Annotated in this window: 23 protein-coding genes; 2 read left to right on the top strand and 21 right to left on the bottom strand. The window is 37.1% G+C overall.

What is annotated here, in order from left to right:
- Window positions 1–7: 7 nt before the first annotated feature.
- Window positions 8–457 carry a 30S ribosomal protein S7 gene (gene rpsG / locus Q0688_RS23120; protein WP_299082957.1) on the top strand — a complete coding sequence of 150 codons (450 nt, stop codon included), beginning with the start codon at window positions 8–10 and terminating at the stop codon, window positions 455–457.
- Complete coding sequence (locus tag Q0688_RS23125; protein ID WP_299082905.1) at window positions 366–2,183, top strand: DUF5686 family protein; 1,818 nt, start codon at window positions 366–368, stop codon at window positions 2,181–2,183. Before rpsG ends, Q0688_RS23125 begins: the two co-directional genes overlap by 92 nt.
- Here the strand turns inward: Q0688_RS23125 and Q0688_RS23130 are convergent.
- The 21 genes from Q0688_RS23130 to Q0688_RS23230 form a co-directional block, all read right to left on the bottom strand.
- Window positions 2,072–3,307: a site-specific DNA-methyltransferase gene (locus tag Q0688_RS23130; protein WP_299082908.1), complete on the bottom strand. Its 1,236-nt coding sequence runs from the start codon at window positions 3,305–3,307 to the stop codon at window positions 2,072–2,074. The two genes, Q0688_RS23125 and Q0688_RS23130, sit on opposite strands and share 112 nt — an antisense overlap.
- 44 nt (window positions 3,308–3,351) lie before the next feature.
- A complete protein-coding gene (locus tag Q0688_RS23135; RefSeq protein WP_299082910.1) occupies window positions 3,352–3,636 on the bottom strand; it encodes a hypothetical protein in 285 nt (94 codons plus the stop codon).
- Between the two features lie 372 nt (window positions 3,637–4,008).
- On the bottom strand, window positions 4,009–4,743 hold the full coding sequence (locus Q0688_RS23140; protein WP_299082912.1) for a hypothetical protein: 735 nt from the start codon (window positions 4,741–4,743) through the stop codon (window positions 4,009–4,011).
- 587 nt (window positions 4,744–5,330) lie between these two features.
- Window positions 5,331–6,053 carry an NYN domain-containing protein gene (locus Q0688_RS23145; protein WP_299082914.1) on the bottom strand — a complete coding sequence of 241 codons (723 nt, stop codon included), beginning with the start codon at window positions 6,051–6,053 and terminating at the stop codon, window positions 5,331–5,333.
- A gap of 352 nt (window positions 6,054–6,405) precedes the next feature.
- Window positions 6,406–6,633, bottom strand: coding sequence for a hypothetical protein (locus tag Q0688_RS23150; RefSeq protein WP_121638728.1), 228 nt, complete (start codon window positions 6,631–6,633; stop codon window positions 6,406–6,408).
- Window positions 6,634–6,687: 54 nt separating this feature from the next.
- Complete coding sequence (locus tag Q0688_RS23155) at window positions 6,688–6,882, bottom strand: hypothetical protein (RefSeq protein WP_121638729.1); 195 nt, start codon at window positions 6,880–6,882, stop codon at window positions 6,688–6,690.
- A 69-nt stretch (window positions 6,883–6,951) separates the two neighbouring features.
- Window positions 6,952–7,152, bottom strand: coding sequence for a hypothetical protein (locus Q0688_RS23160; RefSeq protein ID WP_121638730.1), 201 nt, complete (start codon window positions 7,150–7,152; stop codon window positions 6,952–6,954).
- Window positions 7,153–7,187: 35 nt separating this feature from the next.
- On the bottom strand, window positions 7,188–7,538 hold the full coding sequence (locus tag Q0688_RS23165) for a hypothetical protein (RefSeq protein ID WP_121638731.1): 351 nt from the start codon (window positions 7,536–7,538) through the stop codon (window positions 7,188–7,190).
- 102 nt (window positions 7,539–7,640) lie between these two features.
- A complete protein-coding gene (locus Q0688_RS23170) occupies window positions 7,641–8,909 on the bottom strand; it encodes a toprim domain-containing protein (RefSeq protein WP_121638732.1) in 1,269 nt (422 codons plus the stop codon).
- 138 nt (window positions 8,910–9,047) lie between these two features.
- A complete protein-coding gene (locus tag Q0688_RS23175) occupies window positions 9,048–9,392 on the bottom strand; it encodes a hypothetical protein (RefSeq protein ID WP_121638733.1) in 345 nt (114 codons plus the stop codon).
- A 242-nt stretch (window positions 9,393–9,634) separates the two neighbouring features.
- Window positions 9,635–10,453 (bottom strand): hypothetical protein, encoded by an 819-nt coding sequence (locus Q0688_RS23180; RefSeq protein WP_299082922.1) that lies wholly within the window; start codon window positions 10,451–10,453, stop codon window positions 9,635–9,637.
- Window positions 10,454–10,461: 8 nt separating this feature from the next.
- Entirely contained in the window at window positions 10,462–10,698 is a 237-nt protein-coding gene (locus Q0688_RS23185) for a hypothetical protein (RefSeq protein ID WP_121638735.1), read from the bottom strand.
- A gap of 202 nt (window positions 10,699–10,900) precedes the next feature.
- Window positions 10,901–11,182, bottom strand: a complete 282-nt coding sequence (locus tag Q0688_RS23190) for a hypothetical protein (protein WP_162986044.1) — start codon at window positions 11,180–11,182, stop codon at window positions 10,901–10,903.
- A gap of 56 nt (window positions 11,183–11,238) precedes the next feature.
- Window positions 11,239–11,667, bottom strand: a complete 429-nt coding sequence (locus tag Q0688_RS23195; RefSeq protein WP_121638737.1) for a hypothetical protein — start codon at window positions 11,665–11,667, stop codon at window positions 11,239–11,241.
- 54 nt (window positions 11,668–11,721) lie between these two features.
- Window positions 11,722–11,976, bottom strand: a complete 255-nt coding sequence (locus tag Q0688_RS23200) for a hypothetical protein (protein WP_121638738.1) — start codon at window positions 11,974–11,976, stop codon at window positions 11,722–11,724.
- A 252-nt stretch (window positions 11,977–12,228) separates the two neighbouring features.
- On the bottom strand, window positions 12,229–12,843 hold the full coding sequence (locus Q0688_RS23205; protein WP_299082928.1) for a hypothetical protein: 615 nt from the start codon (window positions 12,841–12,843) through the stop codon (window positions 12,229–12,231).
- A gap of 83 nt (window positions 12,844–12,926) precedes the next feature.
- Window positions 12,927–14,063, bottom strand: a complete 1,137-nt coding sequence (locus tag Q0688_RS23210; RefSeq protein ID WP_121638740.1) for a hypothetical protein — start codon at window positions 14,061–14,063, stop codon at window positions 12,927–12,929.
- Window positions 14,064–14,147: 84 nt separating this feature from the next.
- Window positions 14,148–14,519, bottom strand: coding sequence for a topoisomerase II (locus Q0688_RS23215; RefSeq protein ID WP_299082930.1), 372 nt, complete (start codon window positions 14,517–14,519; stop codon window positions 14,148–14,150).
- A 79-nt stretch (window positions 14,520–14,598) separates the two neighbouring features.
- Complete coding sequence (locus tag Q0688_RS23220; RefSeq protein ID WP_162986045.1) at window positions 14,599–14,775, bottom strand: DUF810 domain-containing protein; 177 nt, start codon at window positions 14,773–14,775, stop codon at window positions 14,599–14,601.
- A gap of 78 nt (window positions 14,776–14,853) precedes the next feature.
- Window positions 14,854–15,084: a class I ribonucleotide reductase maintenance protein YfaE gene (yfaE, locus tag Q0688_RS23225; RefSeq protein WP_121638742.1), complete on the bottom strand. Its 231-nt coding sequence runs from the start codon at window positions 15,082–15,084 to the stop codon at window positions 14,854–14,856.
- Window positions 15,084–15,635, bottom strand: a complete 552-nt coding sequence (locus Q0688_RS23230; RefSeq protein ID WP_240452982.1) for a hypothetical protein — start codon at window positions 15,633–15,635, stop codon at window positions 15,084–15,086. Before Q0688_RS23230 ends, yfaE begins: the two co-directional genes overlap by 1 nt.
- Between the last annotated feature and the right edge of the window lie 202 nt (window positions 15,636–15,837).

Raw genomic sequence — 15,837 nt, forward strand, 5'->3', positions numbered from 1 at the left:
AGCACAAATTAGAAAAATTATCCCAGATGCTAAATATAAAGAAATCATCGTAACTCGTTTTGCTAACCGCTTGATGGAAGATGGTAAAAAAGCTGTAGTTGAAAAAGCTATTTATAAGGCTTTTGATAATATAGAAAAAAAGCTAAAAAGAAGTCCAATTGAGATCTTTAAAGAGGCCCTTAATAATGTAACTCCTAGAATCGAAGTTAGATCTAGAAGAATCGGTGGAGCCACTTACCAAGTTCCAGTTGAGGTTCCTGCTAGAAGAGGCTCTGCACTTGCTCTTAAATGGTTAAAAACTGGTATTTCTAAGATTGGTGGCCGTAGTTTGGCTAAGAAAGTTGAAAACGCTATCCTTGAAGCTCTTGAAAATAAAGGTTGGGCAGTTAAAAAACGCGAAGAAGTCTTTAAAATGGCTGAAGCTAATAAAGCTTTTGCTCACTTGGCTCGTTACTAGAAAAATAACTAATAAATATAATAAATATGAAAAAATAGAAATTGATCTTAATAATATTACCGAAGAATTTATTTCTAAAGGTTGGTTAAAAAAGAATTTTCAGATAGTTTTAGATCATATAGATACCTCAGAAGTAAATGGTAAACCTTACCTACCTATATTTTTAAGAGAAACTGCCTCTAAAATGTATTATCGTAAAAAACCAAAAACCTTAAAAGAAGTACAAAACGGTACTAAAATGACTGGCTTTGATGGTTATATTGATGACAGTGGAGTTTCTTTTATTTTGGATAAAATTTATCAAGACATTGACATCTATGACAATAATATTGATTTATTATCTAATCAATTTACAAGTCCAATATCCCCTTTAGGTCCAACCATTTATAAATACTTTATAATTGATACTGTTGATATCAACGGACAAGAATGTGTTAATCTAGCGTTTACACCAAGAAATAAAGCTGATTTTGCTTTTGTAGGAAATATGTACATTTTAAACGATTCTGTGTCGTATGCTGTTACAAAAGTATCTATGAATGTTGCTAAAGATATTAACTTAAATTTTGTAAAGGATTTACAATTGGACCAAGAATTTACACAGTATCATGATAGTATTTGGATGCTTTCAAAAGATAAATTAATTATTGATTACAATCTTACCAGAAAAGGAAGAGGTATGTTTGGTAAAAAAACCATTCATTATGATGAATTTGTTTTTAATAAACCTGCTGATAAAAAAATCTACAATAGGGTTGAAAAAATAATCTTAGAGGAGGATTTAAAAGAGAAAACGGATTCATTTTGGGTTGAAGCTAGACCTGATACCTTAACGGAACAAGAAGCTGGTGTTTATTTTATGATAGATAGTATTCAAAGAATACCGACATTTAAGAGGTTTGTGAGTGTTGCTTCGCTTTTAATTTCAGGATGGAAAACCGTTGGACCTGTTGAATTTGGTCCTCTCCCTGCTGTATTTAGTTTTAATGATGTAGAGGGTTTTCGTTTAAGAATGGGATTTAGAACTGTGCCTGCTTTTAACAAGAAAAATATGTTTGAAACTTATGGTGCTTATGGGTTTAATGATAAGGAATGGAAATACTTATTTGCATTTACTCACTCTTTTAATAAGAACTTTTTGACAAATCCACAAAACAGAATCTTATTTTCTTACCAACATGAAACTATTTTTCCTGGGCAAGATTTACAGTTTTTAAATGATGACAACTTCCTATTATCTTTTAAACGAGGGCAGTCTGATCAGATGATATTTTTTGACTCGTATAAGGTAGATTATAATAAAGAGTATCACAGTGGAATTGCATTTAATATTATTGCAGAAAACAAAAAGCAAGCACCTCTTGGTAGATTAAAGTTTGAAACAAATGATATTGGTCAAACACAAATAAGCTCAATAAATACTGACGCATTTGATATTAATTTAAGATTTGCACCAAACGAGCAATTTTATCAAGGAAAAAACTTTAGACTACCTATTCCAAATAAGTACCCGATTTTTAAATTAAACTATCGACAAGGAGTTAAAGGAGTTATTAATGGTGAATACCAATTTTCTAGAGTTGCAGGACAAGTATTTAAACGTTTTTACTTAGCTCAATTAGGTTTTACTGATATGGATGACGCTAATTTGATTAGTTTTGTGGGCTTAGGAGTGCTAAAGGGACTTTCTTTAATTAACTCATTTAATTCACGTTTCGCTTCTTGATTATGTCCAGCGTCTTGGTAGCTCCAAATCGTTGTTGGAACTCGTCCATCCTTGACTTCACTCAAAAAACTTTTGTATGCAGGGACATCATTTAAGCCGTTCTTTCCCCACCAAACTCTATCATCAGTCTGTTTTTGCTCATGAACTTCACGTGAGTAACGCCAAACACGACTTTCAAGTGGAAGAATAACCTTACCATCAGGTCTTGTTATAGGGTAAAAAAGGTTAGGTCTTTCTGATTTGGATTTATTGCAAGTTGAATCGGTTGATTTCCAAGAACCTCTTGGATCTTTATCAGGGTTTTTATACGCAGCATTTTGTTTTTCTGTTCTAGGTAATGGAATTGGTCTCCAGGTACTTTTGCTTTTTGCATATAAAAGTATATGGTCATGCATATCACTAAGGTAAGTCGCATCATTTTGAGGAGAATACTTTTTCTGCCAAACAATGTTTGACACAAAATTCGCTTCACCAAAGATTTCATCACAAATAAGCTTAAGTTGACTTACTTCGTTATCGTCTATTGAAATGAAAATTGCACCGTCTTCTTTTAAGAGTTCTTTCGCTATATAAAGGCGAGGATACATAAACGTTAACCAAGCACTGTGACTGCTAGAACCTTTGTCTGTAAACTCTAAAATTCGTTCTGCTTCTTCAAGATCAACCCCTGCTAGTTCAGAAAGTTGTTCTTTAGTAAATTTTCGGTCATCGTGGTAAACAAAATCGCCTGATCCAGTGTTGTAAGGAGGGTCGATATAGATCATCTTGACCTTCTCACTGTATGCGTTAACCATGTGTTTCAATACTTCAAGGTTATCGCCTTTTATAAGCAGGTTTTTACTGTCTTTGTTCTGTTCTAACTGGTTATGTGCAACGTCTTCATTGATCAATGTTTTAGGAGGGAGGTTAGTCAATAGTCGAGCATAAGACTTACCAAGCCAATTTAACGTGTATGATTCTTTTGAAAGTTCAACTTCATTTGCATTAACAACTTCAAGCATCTTCTCTTGGATGAAGTTTCCTGACTTATCAAAGCATTGAGGGAAATGTTTTTTCAGGACTGCAAGCTGTTTGCTATTCACTGTCTCGATGTTCGAATAAAGTGTTTCTTCTTTGATTGTCATTTTGTGTATCCGAATTTGTTTTCTTGATTTAGATAATACTGATTTTATTCTGCGTCAGTTTTTTCAGTAATTTTGATTGATGCTTCAGTTAGACCTATACGCAACAACTCAGCTAAAGCCCCGTCTAAACTTTTGAAAATACGCGGCTCATAAGGCTGTCTAGAGCTACTTAACACCAATGGTTCACCATTCCATTCAGAACCATCGAAAATGACTGTGTATGCGCTTTTCATACCTGAAATTTGTGCGTGGTCGATAATCCCACTTTTGACTCTCTCTTTAGCCATAGAGCTAAGTATGCAGTTGCCACTGTTTATACCTGAAATCATGATAATCACCCACTATCCGTTTTTGTCACAATATCAAATATCGTTCCGAAGGTGGAGTTTTGTTATCAAAAATTAGATGTGTGGATAGTTATTCACTTTTATCAGTCTAGAAAGGCTTCAAAAAGTACAATGAGGGTGAGATGTGAAGCCGATAATGGGGCAAAAAATGTGCTGACTCTTAATTTAACCCGTACATTCACCAAAAGCGACAAAAATGATAATTTCTTTAGATTGATATAAATCATGCCATGCCGGAGGAAGTACTGGTAACACATTTAATGTAGCCCTTGTTAGCTTTTTAAAGTCAACCTGTACAGTTTTCACCTGGATCGATGAGCTCGTAATTTGAACATTATTTATCATATGCACACTCTAGTTTTGAGGTTGTATGTACCGTTCAAACACAGTTACTAAAACTCTGTTACCTTTATCATCAATTACAACTAGATATGTAAAAGTTGAAGTTGGGTGCGACCATGCTTCTACATTATCTGAACGTCCATACCTTCTTTCTTTATGCGCTAGTATTTTAGCATCTAAAGGTTGAATGCGAAGTTCTGGGTGCATTAGCCTTTTAGTTAATGATGCCCAGGGTTTTTTTGGGCAGCCAGAAGAAATTCGCTCTTCATATTGCTCTACAGCATGTTGCGTTACCCTTACGGCACCCATAGCAGGTGTGATTATTTCAGCATATTCTTGAGTGCGAATATCTTTGCCTTCGTCTATTAATAAAGGTAAAAAATCTTCTTTATTTGCCATAAACTCAAGCTTTTGACTTACTTCGATGGTTACTCCTTTCATTCTACTAAGCAAAAAACTTGAATATTGCACTGCAAATTTTTTGGTTGATTTACCAAGGGCTAGCTTTTTAATTGCACCTTTTGATACTATCAGTTTGTATCCCCCCCCGCTGCCGGGGGCCCTGTCAAAAATCTTCTTATCAAAAAGCAGAAATTGTATTGCTATTAACTCCCCGATAAGAGCAGAGTCTTCAGAGGGTGAGCGCAAATTGATATTGATAATACCTTTGTTTTTAGTGCCTACACGCCAATAAACACGAGCTTTTGAGTCTGTAATTCGCTCTGATACTGTTGTTAAAGTCATCATAGTTATTCTCCTTTTGTTTGTAGGTTATTGCAGCGGCTTTCCGCCTGGATACCCTTTAATGTGAATACAGGTTATCACACTTTAAAATAATGCAAGCTCACTTGGGTGTTATTTCCTTCTAGTGTACCAATCTCTGCTCTTTACCCCTCTTCGCTGACCATTTTCACAATAAACCCCCATACTTCCTGATAACCAAGAGCGATGTAATTTTGTTTTGGCAAATAAACACCTTAAAGTACGTGGTAAAGAGTGTTTTTTGTAGCCAAAAAGATAGAACTCACGATATATATAACTCACCATGTAATCCCAGTTTTTACTAATCATATTAATCATTCCCATTAGTTCGCTATTTATCAACAACCAAATTTAGTTGCGATGAAATGTAGCCCTGCAATAAAGTTTCATACTGAATTGGGCTGTATGATCTGTGTTTTGGTTTGTAAATTTGAAGCTGGGAAATAAAGATTCATACTGGATTTAGGTAGCAGCTTATATTCGTACTTATATTGCTTAGGATGATACTTTATTGTTCGGGGTGAAACTCTATTGTTCACCCACAATCTATCACACAACGCAAAGACAGCACATCATTTTTGTTTGCTAGCCTTTGTGATCAACTGAAACTCCATACCAGAACGTTTAATGTTACGGGTTCTATAGCGCGTTGGATACTTATCAAAAAAGTCAGACAACTTTTTTAAACCGTAATTTCTAGTGTCAAAATCTGGCTTCAATCTCTTCAAATACTTACCAATTTCAGCTAGTTTTGCCCACCCCGATTCATCTCTATAATTTTGCCAAGCTTGATGCATTAATCGCCATAATTCGCGATCAGCGTCTTGGTTAGAGCTTGATTGTGCCTCTTCAAGAACAACATAAGCATTTAAGTTTTCGATAGCTACAAAGTCGTCACAAGCGTTTTTAAATGAAGTAGGAGTCATTGCTTTTCCAACACCGATGACGTGTATCTCCGATTCTCTTAGCCTTGTGGCAAGGCTTGTAAAGTCACTATCACTGGAAATCAAAGCAAAAGCATCAAACCTTTGGCTGTATAAGAGATCCATTGCGTCAATAATCATTAACGAGTCTGTCGAGTTTTTTCCAGATGTGTAGGCGAACTGCTGTTTTGCTTGAATTGCTAGCTCATTCAGAGGCTGCTTCCAGTTTTTCAGTTGTTCAGCAGAAAAATCACCGTAAGCACGTTTAACGATGATCTGCCCAAAACTAGATAGCTCTTCAATAATCAGGTTTAGCTTTGAGTGTGGAGTGTTTTCTGAATCAATTAGTACAGCGATTTTTCTGTTGCCCATAATCCGTGCTTGGTCATCTTTATGTGGTTAGTTGCATTATATAGGCATTAGTAAGAATTGTTCAAATGAGAGTACTCAGCAATGTTATGAGTAACAACTCTAAGTAGAAAAGGGGCAGAACTTTCTTAGAGCCATAAGATCCGTAATCAAAAAAGGCAGCGTACCGATTGGAGAACGCCGCCTTATAGTATGACACTTTAATACTTAGTATGAATCTCTATTACTTGGTAACTTTATTCTACTCACACATGAAAGCCTTACTTAACAAACCTAATAATTGAAGTGTAATTATTTGATAAAAAATAGTGAAATAAAAAGCACCCGAGGGTGCTTTCTAATGGGTAATACCTTGTTAGTTTAAAATATTACTTTCTGATTTCAATATGTCTATCGGTTGTACTGCTTCATAAGAAATAATTTCTACTTCAAAAATATGTGTTTCAATATCTTTCACTGTTGCATCTTCACCGAGCCAATTACTAACTTGCTCAAATGTTAAGCTGCTTCTATGTTCATCATTTATAGCTGTTACAAGCTTTTCAATAGCTTGATTGCGATCTAATCGTTTATTGGTTTCCATAATATGCTCCTGATTACAAAGGAAAGCTCCCCATAGGCGCTTGCCCTTTGGGTTTTATAATGTTCCGTTAAATATAGATCCAACTGGCTTTTGGATATTAGTAATATAAGACCTAACACGAACCTGAGGACTCTCAAGTAAATGCAAAGCCCCAAGCTCTTTAAGTCGCTTGGTAAGTGCGTATTTCGTATTTTCCCGTACTAATATCGTTTTATTTTGTATTAATTCAATAAAATTAATCTTATCCATTGTTTACTCCTAAAGATAATAAGAGCTACAACCCAGGTAGAGTGGTTTGCAGCCCTTTAGTTTTTGTTACTAAGAGAAAGATTTGATTTCTTCACTTAGGTATTGAATTTGTTTCGTATTTTGATCGATTAACAAGCTGATTTCATGCTGATAATCATCTGAAACATTTTTAGTTTCCAATGCTGAGATAAGTTTAGAATTACATTCTTCCAAGAATGTTTTCATTTTTTTACTTAGCGCTAGATCTTGCTTTTGTCTTAAGTTCATCATATTTATTCCACTATAAAGTTAAACGCAATGGCGCTTCATCGGAAGGCCAACTCATTTGAGTTGATAACTTCGATAAACCGGTTATCAGCATAAAAACCAACACTAAAATCTTTCGGTTTTAGTGATATGTAATAAATAATCGAACTCTTATCAAAAGCTTCAATATGCCTTGCCAGATGTTTTAGGGTAAGGTCATCCTCAGCCATCTCTTCGTCTGACATACAACAAAGCAGTATTGAACTCTCAATGAATATTTCTTCCCCACTTATAAAGGCCATCTCAGGTCGCGTAACAAGGGGGGCGTCACCAAAACAGCAAATCTGGCTTTCAACAATTTCAGATAGCATTTCAGCTGTCATTGGTGCTTTTATATTTTCAATTAACATGGGTTCTTCCTCTGTGTAAATCAGGAGAAATTAACTACTAGGTGTGCAGTTAATTTCCCCCAAAAATCATTATGTGAATTACTGAGATCAATTTGAAACATTTCAAACATGACCACCAGCGGTTCTTCTTGAGATAAAATTTCTCAGATACGATGAGCTAGGAAAAGCATATTTGCCTTGGCTCATTAACACATCATTCCAATCCACACCTTTTTCTTGCTCAGGTATGGGCTGTTTAGGTACAAGAATAAACACTTGTATGCCTTCTTGTTCAAGCCGAGCTTTTAGAACATCTGCAGACTTTTGGCCTGTTAGCGTTCTATCTTTATCTGCCCAAATCAAGACGGTATGAACCCCTTCAGGAGCTTCAAATGCTTCTAACAATGTTGCGTTGACTGTTGCCCACACAGGTATGTTAGAACCACGATATGCTGCCAGAGCAGTTTCAACACCTTCGGCTACACCAAGGATACCTTCACCTGGGTGACCCAGTTGAATTGACGCGCCAGTAACAGTAAAGTCTTCTGGAATAGGCATCATTTTCTTTGGTGATGGTACGTTTGCTTTCATACCGGTTGCTGTTAAGTAAATGCGATGCAAAGTGATTAACTTGCCTTTTTTGTCGCGGATAGCACATACAATTGAGGGAAATTTACCAACCTCATTGCCATCTTCGTCATAATAAGAAAGCGCCGGGTGAAACCGAACACAATCACTTTTTTCTACTTCTTCCCACCGAAATAACAATTCACGGCTCTGAAAGTAAGCTCGCATTGGTTCAACCATTTGGCTAGAAATAGGAATGCATTCTTCACTCCATATCTTTGCAATTTTACCTTCGAGTTTTGCGCTATACGCTTTTTGGCGTTCAGCGTTTGCCTCCATATCTTTCTGCAATTTAGTTAGCCAGGCTTCTGTATTTGCGCTTTTTAGCGTAGACACATTGCTTGGCTTTACACCAGCTTGCGTGGGTGGCTTTGGAGCCGTTCCAGGCTGGTTAGTTGATGCAGCTTTATCGCTTTTATCACTAACTTTTTGCTGTTGTTTTTTCTCTTCCCATGTTAACTCTGGTTCAACTGAAAGGAAGTTACCAATTGCTTCAAGGGTTTCTTTGAAACTCCAGTTATTAAGCCACATAAGTAGCTCAAATCCATCGTGACGAGGCCCGCATGTATTGCATACGCCCCCACCTGTTTCTAAGAAATCTTTTTTAAATAATCGGAACCCATCTTTGCCACCGTGTACAGGACAGCCTACATGACGCCCTAGCTTTTTAAGTGCATCAGTTGCGTGCGGTGCAAGTGCTGACACAATGAAAATCCAATTGCCGTTTGCGGCAAAACGTACTTTTTCTGCTTTATAATAAGACATTGTTCTCACCTTTATTATGAGCCTCGAACATCGAGGCTTCCTTAAACCCCTCTGAAGGGGCTTAAGGAAACCCCGACATTGAGATATTTAAAAGGGAGTTATCCCAACAGGGATAGGCTCCCCGTTGGGATTATTCATTTAGAGTGGAGTGCTGAAAACTTCCGCATTTTCAAATGCAAAAGCTATAGCAACATCTCCGTTTTGAGTTGTTATGACTACTTCTTCAGGGTTCAGTGAACCATTGAAGCACTCCATTGGGTAAAACAATCGTGTTTTCTTCCAGTTTTTGCTATCAGTTAAAGATATTTTTAGCTGTTTTGCGCAAACTTTCAGAAATACATTCAAGTTTTCGTAACCAGGCTTGGTTATTTTATTTAGTAGCTTTTCACTAATAAGGACGCTGTAGTTAAAGCCAGCTTCCTTTGCTAATTCATTTATCGATATCAACTTTTTAGGGGTGATTGTTAATTGATTTATGCTCATTGAGGTGTACTCCATTATATAGGTACACCTCCTAACGGGGTGTACCGTTAGGTAAGGTTAAATAATTTGGAATATAGAATAGCTCTATATAACTAATTTATATGCTGTTTGTTTGAAGAGGCCAGTTACCTCATTTTTACTCTCATCATGAGAGAAAAAGCTTATTACCATTATTTCCGGAATCTCAGAATAGTGGTAATCAGCCTTGATAGGGAGAGAGGGGTTACCCCCTCTCTTTGTGCTTACGCTACAATTTTGGCATGCTTCTTAATGCGCTCTCTTGCATCAAAAATAGCCTGATGGATTAGTTCTTTACGAAAGCCTCCATAACTTTTGTCTCCAGTCTTGATGATCACCCCATATACAGTGTGGACACCAAGAGTTGAAGAAGTTTTTTTATCTATTACTTCAGCCGCAAATCCAGTCATACGACTCTTTCCATTATGAAAGTTCTCTAGGTCAATATGGCTTAATTTTTCACAAAAAACATCAATGTCATAATGTTCTATGGCAGCCACTTCTGAAAACTTAACTATGTAGTTAGCAGTAGTTCGCTCTTCTAATGTTATATTTTCAGATGATACAGCTCTAAATAACCTCTTTGCTTCATGAGTGAGCTGCTTGGATACTTTAATCGCATCTTCTTTTATCATTTTACAAACTTTAACCCAGGCTAAGATTAACTCATCCCCTAGGCCATTCATTATTACTTCGCCTTGCTCATATAAGAAAGTAAACAATTCAAAGTTTTCATTAAAGCTCATAACTTCACTGAAAGACGTGTTTTGCAATACGCCTTTACTGACTATTGTAAATGCGTTCAAATCAACTCCCTCTGCAATTAGCAGGAGAGCTTCTAGGCACTCCACCTCGACAAGTGAATTTTCGCAATTTAACAGAAGGCGCTCCAATATAACCAAAGCGTTTTCAAAGGATAAATTTCCAGTAAAAACAACTCCATTATTTTGACCTTCCTCTAAATTAAATTTCACCTCCATATTTTCAGGGTAATTTAATTCTACTAAGCGATCTTTGAGGTAGCTAGCAATTGTGTATTTCATGCTAGCTCCTAGCTTAAGTTTATTTTTTTAAAATCAACTTCTGACTCATCGCCATAAGTGTAAAACACAGCGCCATCGTTGTTTACAGAAACAAAAATGGAACAAAGAAGCCCAGTTTTTTGGCTCGCGTAAGAGATGCTGATATGCATTCCACGATACTGGCTTCTGAGTGCGCTTTCGATTTCTTCAACAGAGTCAAATGACTGTACTTCTGCGAAGTTTTTTATTTTAAATTTATTAGACATGGTATCTCCAAGAATAAATTTGAGATACGTAACCCAGCTGGATTGCGTATCTCAGTTAGGTTAATATTTTTACTGTTTAAGGCCAGTTACCGCTCATAGTCAAATACTGACTGTATAGAAACAGAATATAGTCAAAAACATTTAGTCACAAAGCTCTATCCGCCCTTTTGGGGTGTATAAAGAAAAGTTTCACATGTGAAACTTATTCTACAAGTGTAATAACCCTACACTCGCCGGTTTGCCCTGTTAATACGCACTCGCCCAGCTCTGTTCTTGCTCTGGATATAAGCAGAAGATCAAGCGGGACTGGTTGCCCAAGTGCTATTAATTTATTTATATTTGCTTCATTCTCATCATTAGTCTCATATGAAAAATATAGGCTTTGCCCAAACTCGTATAGATGGCCGAATTTATCATCCAGAAATTTTTCAACTTCTGCTTGTGAAACGCTGAGTAAAAACAAAATTTCATCACCAAAATCCATGTGTCCTCCAATTAAAGTTGGCCCTTTTAATGTATAAGAGGCTAACTTCATCATGTTTAATTAAAAAGTAGTGGAACAATTCCTGTCATGAGCCCCATCACGCCAAGCACAGCACCAGCCACACCTAACTTAATTGATAGTTGAACATTTTGATCAGGGTGGTGCCAAAACCAGCCCCAAATCTCCCAAGGTTTTGCTCTACGTACTTCTAAATTTACACATTGCTCATAGCTAACATTTAACGCATCAACTGCATCATAATCTAATCCTATGGCATTTTTGCAAATCCTTAAACCAGAATGACCCATAGCGTATCTAAGGACTTTACAGCCATTATTATTGTTAATTATTACTAACGGTTCTCTTCTAAAAAAACGACTTTTGTCTTTCCTAGTTGAATCCATATTGTAATTATTAAGCCTAACAATGCAGTGCTGAAGGCCGCTATCCTCTGAAGGTAAACGGATTACGTTTTCAATTTTCATAAATACCTCTATGATTCTGAAGCACCAACCTTTCGGTGGTGCTTCAGTGGTTTTTTAACAGTAGAGTTCAAGCGTTCTTACATGCTCAGGACTTACTTCAATACAACTACTTACAGAGTAATGAAACTCCCATGCTAGGTCAGCGATACCGCCATGAGCCCATTCTGAGTTTTCACCAATAGTACCGTGACACTCATCAAGTAATGCTTTGCGTTCAGCTTCTTCTACTGAAAGCGCTTTAATTAATTTTTGAGTTGATTTGGCATATTCGCCAGCTTGTATATTCAGTTTAACTATGAATGTTTTCATAATGAGTTCCTTTAGTTGTTTAAAGGCACATCATCCCCTTTTGGGGCTGATGGCCCCTTGAGGGTTTTAAATTGCTGTTTGTTTATAGAAGCCAGTTACCTCATTTTCACCCGTTATTGGGTAAAACCTTTTCTCAAAGCTGGATTTGTTAAAGCATCTTTGACAAAAGGTTGAAATGCAGGAGGCGCAATTAAGCGCGCCTCCTGGTTATTTTTCAATTAAAAATAATATTCATAGATAAATGGTTCATCCTTATTCATCTTCAGAAGAATAGGGAATGTTAGGCCAGTAAAAAACAAAACCAAAACCCATATTATCTTTTTTAGGCTGTCCAAATTCTTTGTACACCTTACCTACTTGCATCACAACTTCGCTAATATCATGACCAGCCGGCGTTGATATGCTTAAGCAGGTTTGCCCATACATAAAGCGCCCTGAATAGCTTGATACTCGATACAAGTCCCTTTCGCGATCACTATTAAGTTCTTTAGCTGCTTTGCGTAGAACACCCGCAAAAATTTTAGCTTTGTCACTCATCGGGATTTCACCGAGACTTTGTATCGCTAGCACAGATTCAACATTTCCATCACCTATAGCTTTTTTGGCTAAGGTAACTTTCTGTTGTATCAACTCTTCAGAAAACGGTTTCCAAATTTCTTCAGCGTCTTTTTTAATGCTTTGTATAGCTTCTTCCCAGCTCCAAAAATCAACACCTTCTCTAAAAGAGCAATGATCTGGTTCTTTTTCTTTAGCTACACACTCAAGTATAAGCTCATAACCCTCATACCACTTACCATGAAATGCTGGAGTGAACTCTAGGACAGCTGCTGATGCAATGCCCAATGCTTGTTGTTTTATAGATTTCATATTGTTGCTACCTTCTAAAATTAGATTTTAGAGCGCAGCAACCCCGCTAGGGCTAACTGCGCCCTATGAGGGATTATTTAGTTTTATACGACTTTTTGAGCGAGGTTTTCTACTTTTGATTTGACAAGATAAGTCATCTCTTCCATAGCGTTATCGCCACCTATATAGCCCCATACGTCTTCAGAATCATCAAAAGCCCATTTAGGGTTGTCTTGTGTACCTACATTATTGAAAGTAGCAATAACAACACCAAAAACAGACCCTTGAAGCCATTGGTTGTACGTTTCCAAAGTGCACTCAGCTAACTCAGTAGCAGCTCTTTGGCGGCCAATTAACAGCCTTTTTTCTGTACTTAATTTTCGTCTTAAAGGCTTGTGCTTGTTTACTACCTGCATCATCCATTCAAACGCATCTGACCAGCTATTAAACTTTCTGTTTTCATTAGTAGCAAAATCGCTATCAAATTCAACATAGTATAATATTCGGCCACCGTTCTTAGACCAAGCACCATTATCCTTGATCTGCCCAAAGGAATAACACGCAGCGCGCCTTTCTATTTCTTCTTTCGCTACTTCATCAGGAACCCAGCAACCAATACCATTAGCTGTATCCCAACGATCTTGAATACCAGCACCTGATATTGACCAGCATTGTCCTCCATGCTCATAGCAATCAAGCATAACAGCACATTGCTCGCCAATAAGTCCTTCACTCCGTAGGCTTGACCACAATTCAACTTTCACTTCGTGAGTAAAATCAAAGTCATCAATAGAGCAAACATCTTCTCTCCATAGTTTTGCAGCTCGGCGTTTATAGTAAGCCTCACTGTAAGTAGGGCGAGCCCCTGGAGTTTGTTCAGCCCAAATCTGAAACTCAAGAGAGTTTTGAGCTTTTTGTAGCCAAAGACTTCTTAATCGTTCCTCATAATCTTCGATTAGACTTAAGTCCGGTAGCCATTCATGATTTAGCGCAAGTGAATCTTGCATCTCCTCATGAGTAGTCGAGTTTCGGTGTGCGGAGTAAATTAACCCACTGCCTTCACTAAACGGGGATTCGCAGTGATGATCATCACTTAAATAACCCACAATTAGCTCGTTTCCTACAATGTGTATGTTCTCTTTGTAGTATTCTGAAAGTTCAGTGGTTTTGAACGGTAAATCAAGCTCGTTTAAACGAACTTCTTTAACATTCGCATTATTAACTTTGTTCTGATTGTACATAATTGCTTTCCTGTATTATGGGTGTGCTATCCCTCCCAACAGGGGAAATAGCACTGTATGATTATTACTCTTTAGGGTAATCCCTTAAGGGTTATTACTTTTAGTGTTCAACCTGTTTAAAGTAAAGAGCGTTTGCTCTCTAAGCGTTTCTGGGTTGTAACCTAACTCTGAACAACAAACGACAAACGAAAATGGATCTATATTATTGGACATTAACCAAACCATCGATTCATCTTTAGTTGCTACGCCTGCTCTGCCATCAGCTAGAGATCTTAGGGTGTTACATAGTAAGCCTTCTCTAAGGACTGTAATAGCTGACTCACCCCATTCAACCTTTGGTTTGAATGGGATTATTTGTGCTGTCTTTACTGGCTCGTAAGGGCCAAATATATCCAGTTCAAGTTGAACCTCTTGATTATCAAGATGCTCATATAAGTTAATATTTAGTGCTTTCATGAGCTTACCTTTTAAACTTAAGGGCTCAAAACCCAGAAAGGGTTAAGAGCCTTTCTGGGAGCAAATTTCATATTAGTACTTAGAATTTTTGACTTTCAATTTGGTTTTCTAACCAGGATTTCAATGAGATAAGCTCTTTGAGATATTCTGGCTCGCATTCCTTTTGAGCATCAATTGATACCGCTTGCAACATACTCTCCGCTTCGGAAAGTGTTTCAATATTGCCACCGGGAAACTTTACGTGTTGTGTACTCATAATTACTCCTATTGAAGAAATTTACCGCCCTAGTAGGGAGTAAGTTCCTATGTTAAAAACGCTTAAAAGCGCGTTAAGTTAATCTTGGTTTAAAATGACAACTTCAGTTTTTGCGCTAGCGCAACAAACTAAAACCTCACCCTCGCCAAGAAATGCTAACGGTTTCTCGTGATAAATTACTTCACCACTTAATAACCGTTTTTTACAAATCCCACAAAAACCACTGCGACAGTGTGTTTCTACAGGAATATGTTTATTTTCCATTTGTACCAATAACGTATCGTTGCTGGCTGGAAGTGTTATCTCCATTAGACCCCTCCTAATTGAAGAGAAAGCCTAATGGCCTTGCCTATATAATCAGCCATCAAGCGGTTGCCGGTTGTACTGAAATAAGCTTGCCATTCTGTCCAGTTACCTATATCTGATATTGATTTAGGTGTCTCGAACATTCCCCAAATCCTTAGATCACAACCTTTCTCAAGAACGTTATTAACTTTGTACGTTAAGCACTTTCTTGATGGCTCTAAGCTCAGGTTTGAAGGTGGCTTCATAATTAAATTTTCAGCTTCCTCAAAACTAATCTTCTCTACAAGCCCTGTTTTGGTATCTATTAGAAATGGAACTACTTTTTGACCATGGCTACCCCATAGCCAATGCGTGAGATATCCAGGGTCAACTCCTAGTTGACTTGGAATAAGTACTGTACCGTGCGTTCTTAATAACCAAATAAGATTTTCATCTTTGTATTTAGTTAATAATTTAAAGTCAGTGTACAAATCACTTTGGTAATTCACAGGTAATTCGAGGTCAGCAGCTATGTCTTGCATAGAACGTGCTATTTTTTTGATATGATTATTCATGGTGCTATTCCTAAACTGTAATTTAAGGACGCACCAACCCCTAAGGGTGATACGCCCCTAGGGTGGATTTATATGCTGTTTGTTTGAAGAGGCCAGTTACCTCATTTTTACTCTCATCATGAGAGAAAAATCTTTTTTCCGCGCTATGCTGTTTAAAAACATATCCCGGAAAATGGATTATGGTTAATATTAAATAAATTTT

The sequence above is a fragment of the uncultured Paraglaciecola sp. genome, from assembly GCF_937123705.1.
Classification (GTDB): Bacteria; Pseudomonadota; Gammaproteobacteria; order Enterobacterales; family Alteromonadaceae; genus Paraglaciecola.

Bases quoted from the DNA above. Each gene is read 5' to 3' on its own strand.
- Q0688_RS23130 (WP_299082908.1), bottom strand. From the start codon at position 3,307: ATGACAATCAAAGAAGAAACACTTTATTCGAACATCGAGACAGTGAAT.
- Q0688_RS23135 (WP_299082910.1), bottom strand. From the start codon at position 3,636: ATGATTTCAGGTATAAACAGTGGCAACTGCATACTTAGCTCTATGGCT.
- Q0688_RS23140 (WP_299082912.1), bottom strand. From the start codon at position 4,743: ATGATGACTTTAACAACAGTATCAGAGCGAATTACAGACTCAAAAGCT.
- Q0688_RS23145 (WP_299082914.1), bottom strand. From the start codon at position 6,053: ATGGGCAACAGAAAAATCGCTGTACTAATTGATTCAGAAAACACTCCA.
- Q0688_RS23150 (WP_121638728.1), bottom strand. From the start codon at position 6,633: ATGGAAACCAATAAACGATTAGATCGCAATCAAGCTATTGAAAAGCTT.
- Q0688_RS23155 (WP_121638729.1), bottom strand. From the start codon at position 6,882: ATGGATAAGATTAATTTTATTGAATTAATACAAAATAAAACGATATTA.
- Q0688_RS23160 (WP_121638730.1), bottom strand. From the start codon at position 7,152: ATGATGAACTTAAGACAAAAGCAAGATCTAGCGCTAAGTAAAAAAATG.
- Q0688_RS23165 (WP_121638731.1), bottom strand. From the start codon at position 7,538: ATGTTAATTGAAAATATAAAAGCACCAATGACAGCTGAAATGCTATCT.
- Q0688_RS23170 (WP_121638732.1), bottom strand. From the start codon at position 8,909: ATGTCTTATTATAAAGCAGAAAAAGTACGTTTTGCCGCAAACGGCAAT.
- Q0688_RS23175 (WP_121638733.1), bottom strand. From the start codon at position 9,392: ATGAGCATAAATCAATTAACAATCACCCCTAAAAAGTTGATATCGATA.
- Q0688_RS23180 (WP_299082922.1), bottom strand. From the start codon at position 10,453: ATGAAATACACAATTGCTAGCTACCTCAAAGATCGCTTAGTAGAATTA.
- Q0688_RS23185 (WP_121638735.1), bottom strand. From the start codon at position 10,698: ATGTCTAATAAATTTAAAATAAAAAACTTCGCAGAAGTACAGTCATTT.
- Q0688_RS23190 (WP_162986044.1), bottom strand. From the start codon at position 11,182: ATGGATTTTGGTGATGAAATTTTGTTTTTACTCAGCGTTTCACAAGCA.
- Q0688_RS23195 (WP_121638737.1), bottom strand. From the start codon at position 11,667: ATGAAAATTGAAAACGTAATCCGTTTACCTTCAGAGGATAGCGGCCTT.
- Q0688_RS23200 (WP_121638738.1), bottom strand. From the start codon at position 11,976: ATGAAAACATTCATAGTTAAACTGAATATACAAGCTGGCGAATATGCC.
- Q0688_RS23205 (WP_299082928.1), bottom strand. From the start codon at position 12,843: ATGAAATCTATAAAACAACAAGCATTGGGCATTGCATCAGCAGCTGTC.
- Q0688_RS23210 (WP_121638740.1), bottom strand. From the start codon at position 14,063: ATGTACAATCAGAACAAAGTTAATAATGCGAATGTTAAAGAAGTTCGT.
- Q0688_RS23215 (WP_299082930.1), bottom strand. From the start codon at position 14,519: ATGAAAGCACTAAATATTAACTTATATGAGCATCTTGATAATCAAGAG.
- Q0688_RS23220 (WP_162986045.1), bottom strand. From the start codon at position 14,775: ATGAGTACACAACACGTAAAGTTTCCCGGTGGCAATATTGAAACACTT.
- yfaE (WP_121638742.1), bottom strand. From the start codon at position 15,084: ATGGAGATAACACTTCCAGCCAGCAACGATACGTTATTGGTACAAATG.
- Q0688_RS23230 (WP_240452982.1), bottom strand. From the start codon at position 15,635: ATGAATAATCATATCAAAAAAATAGCACGTTCTATGCAAGACATAGCT.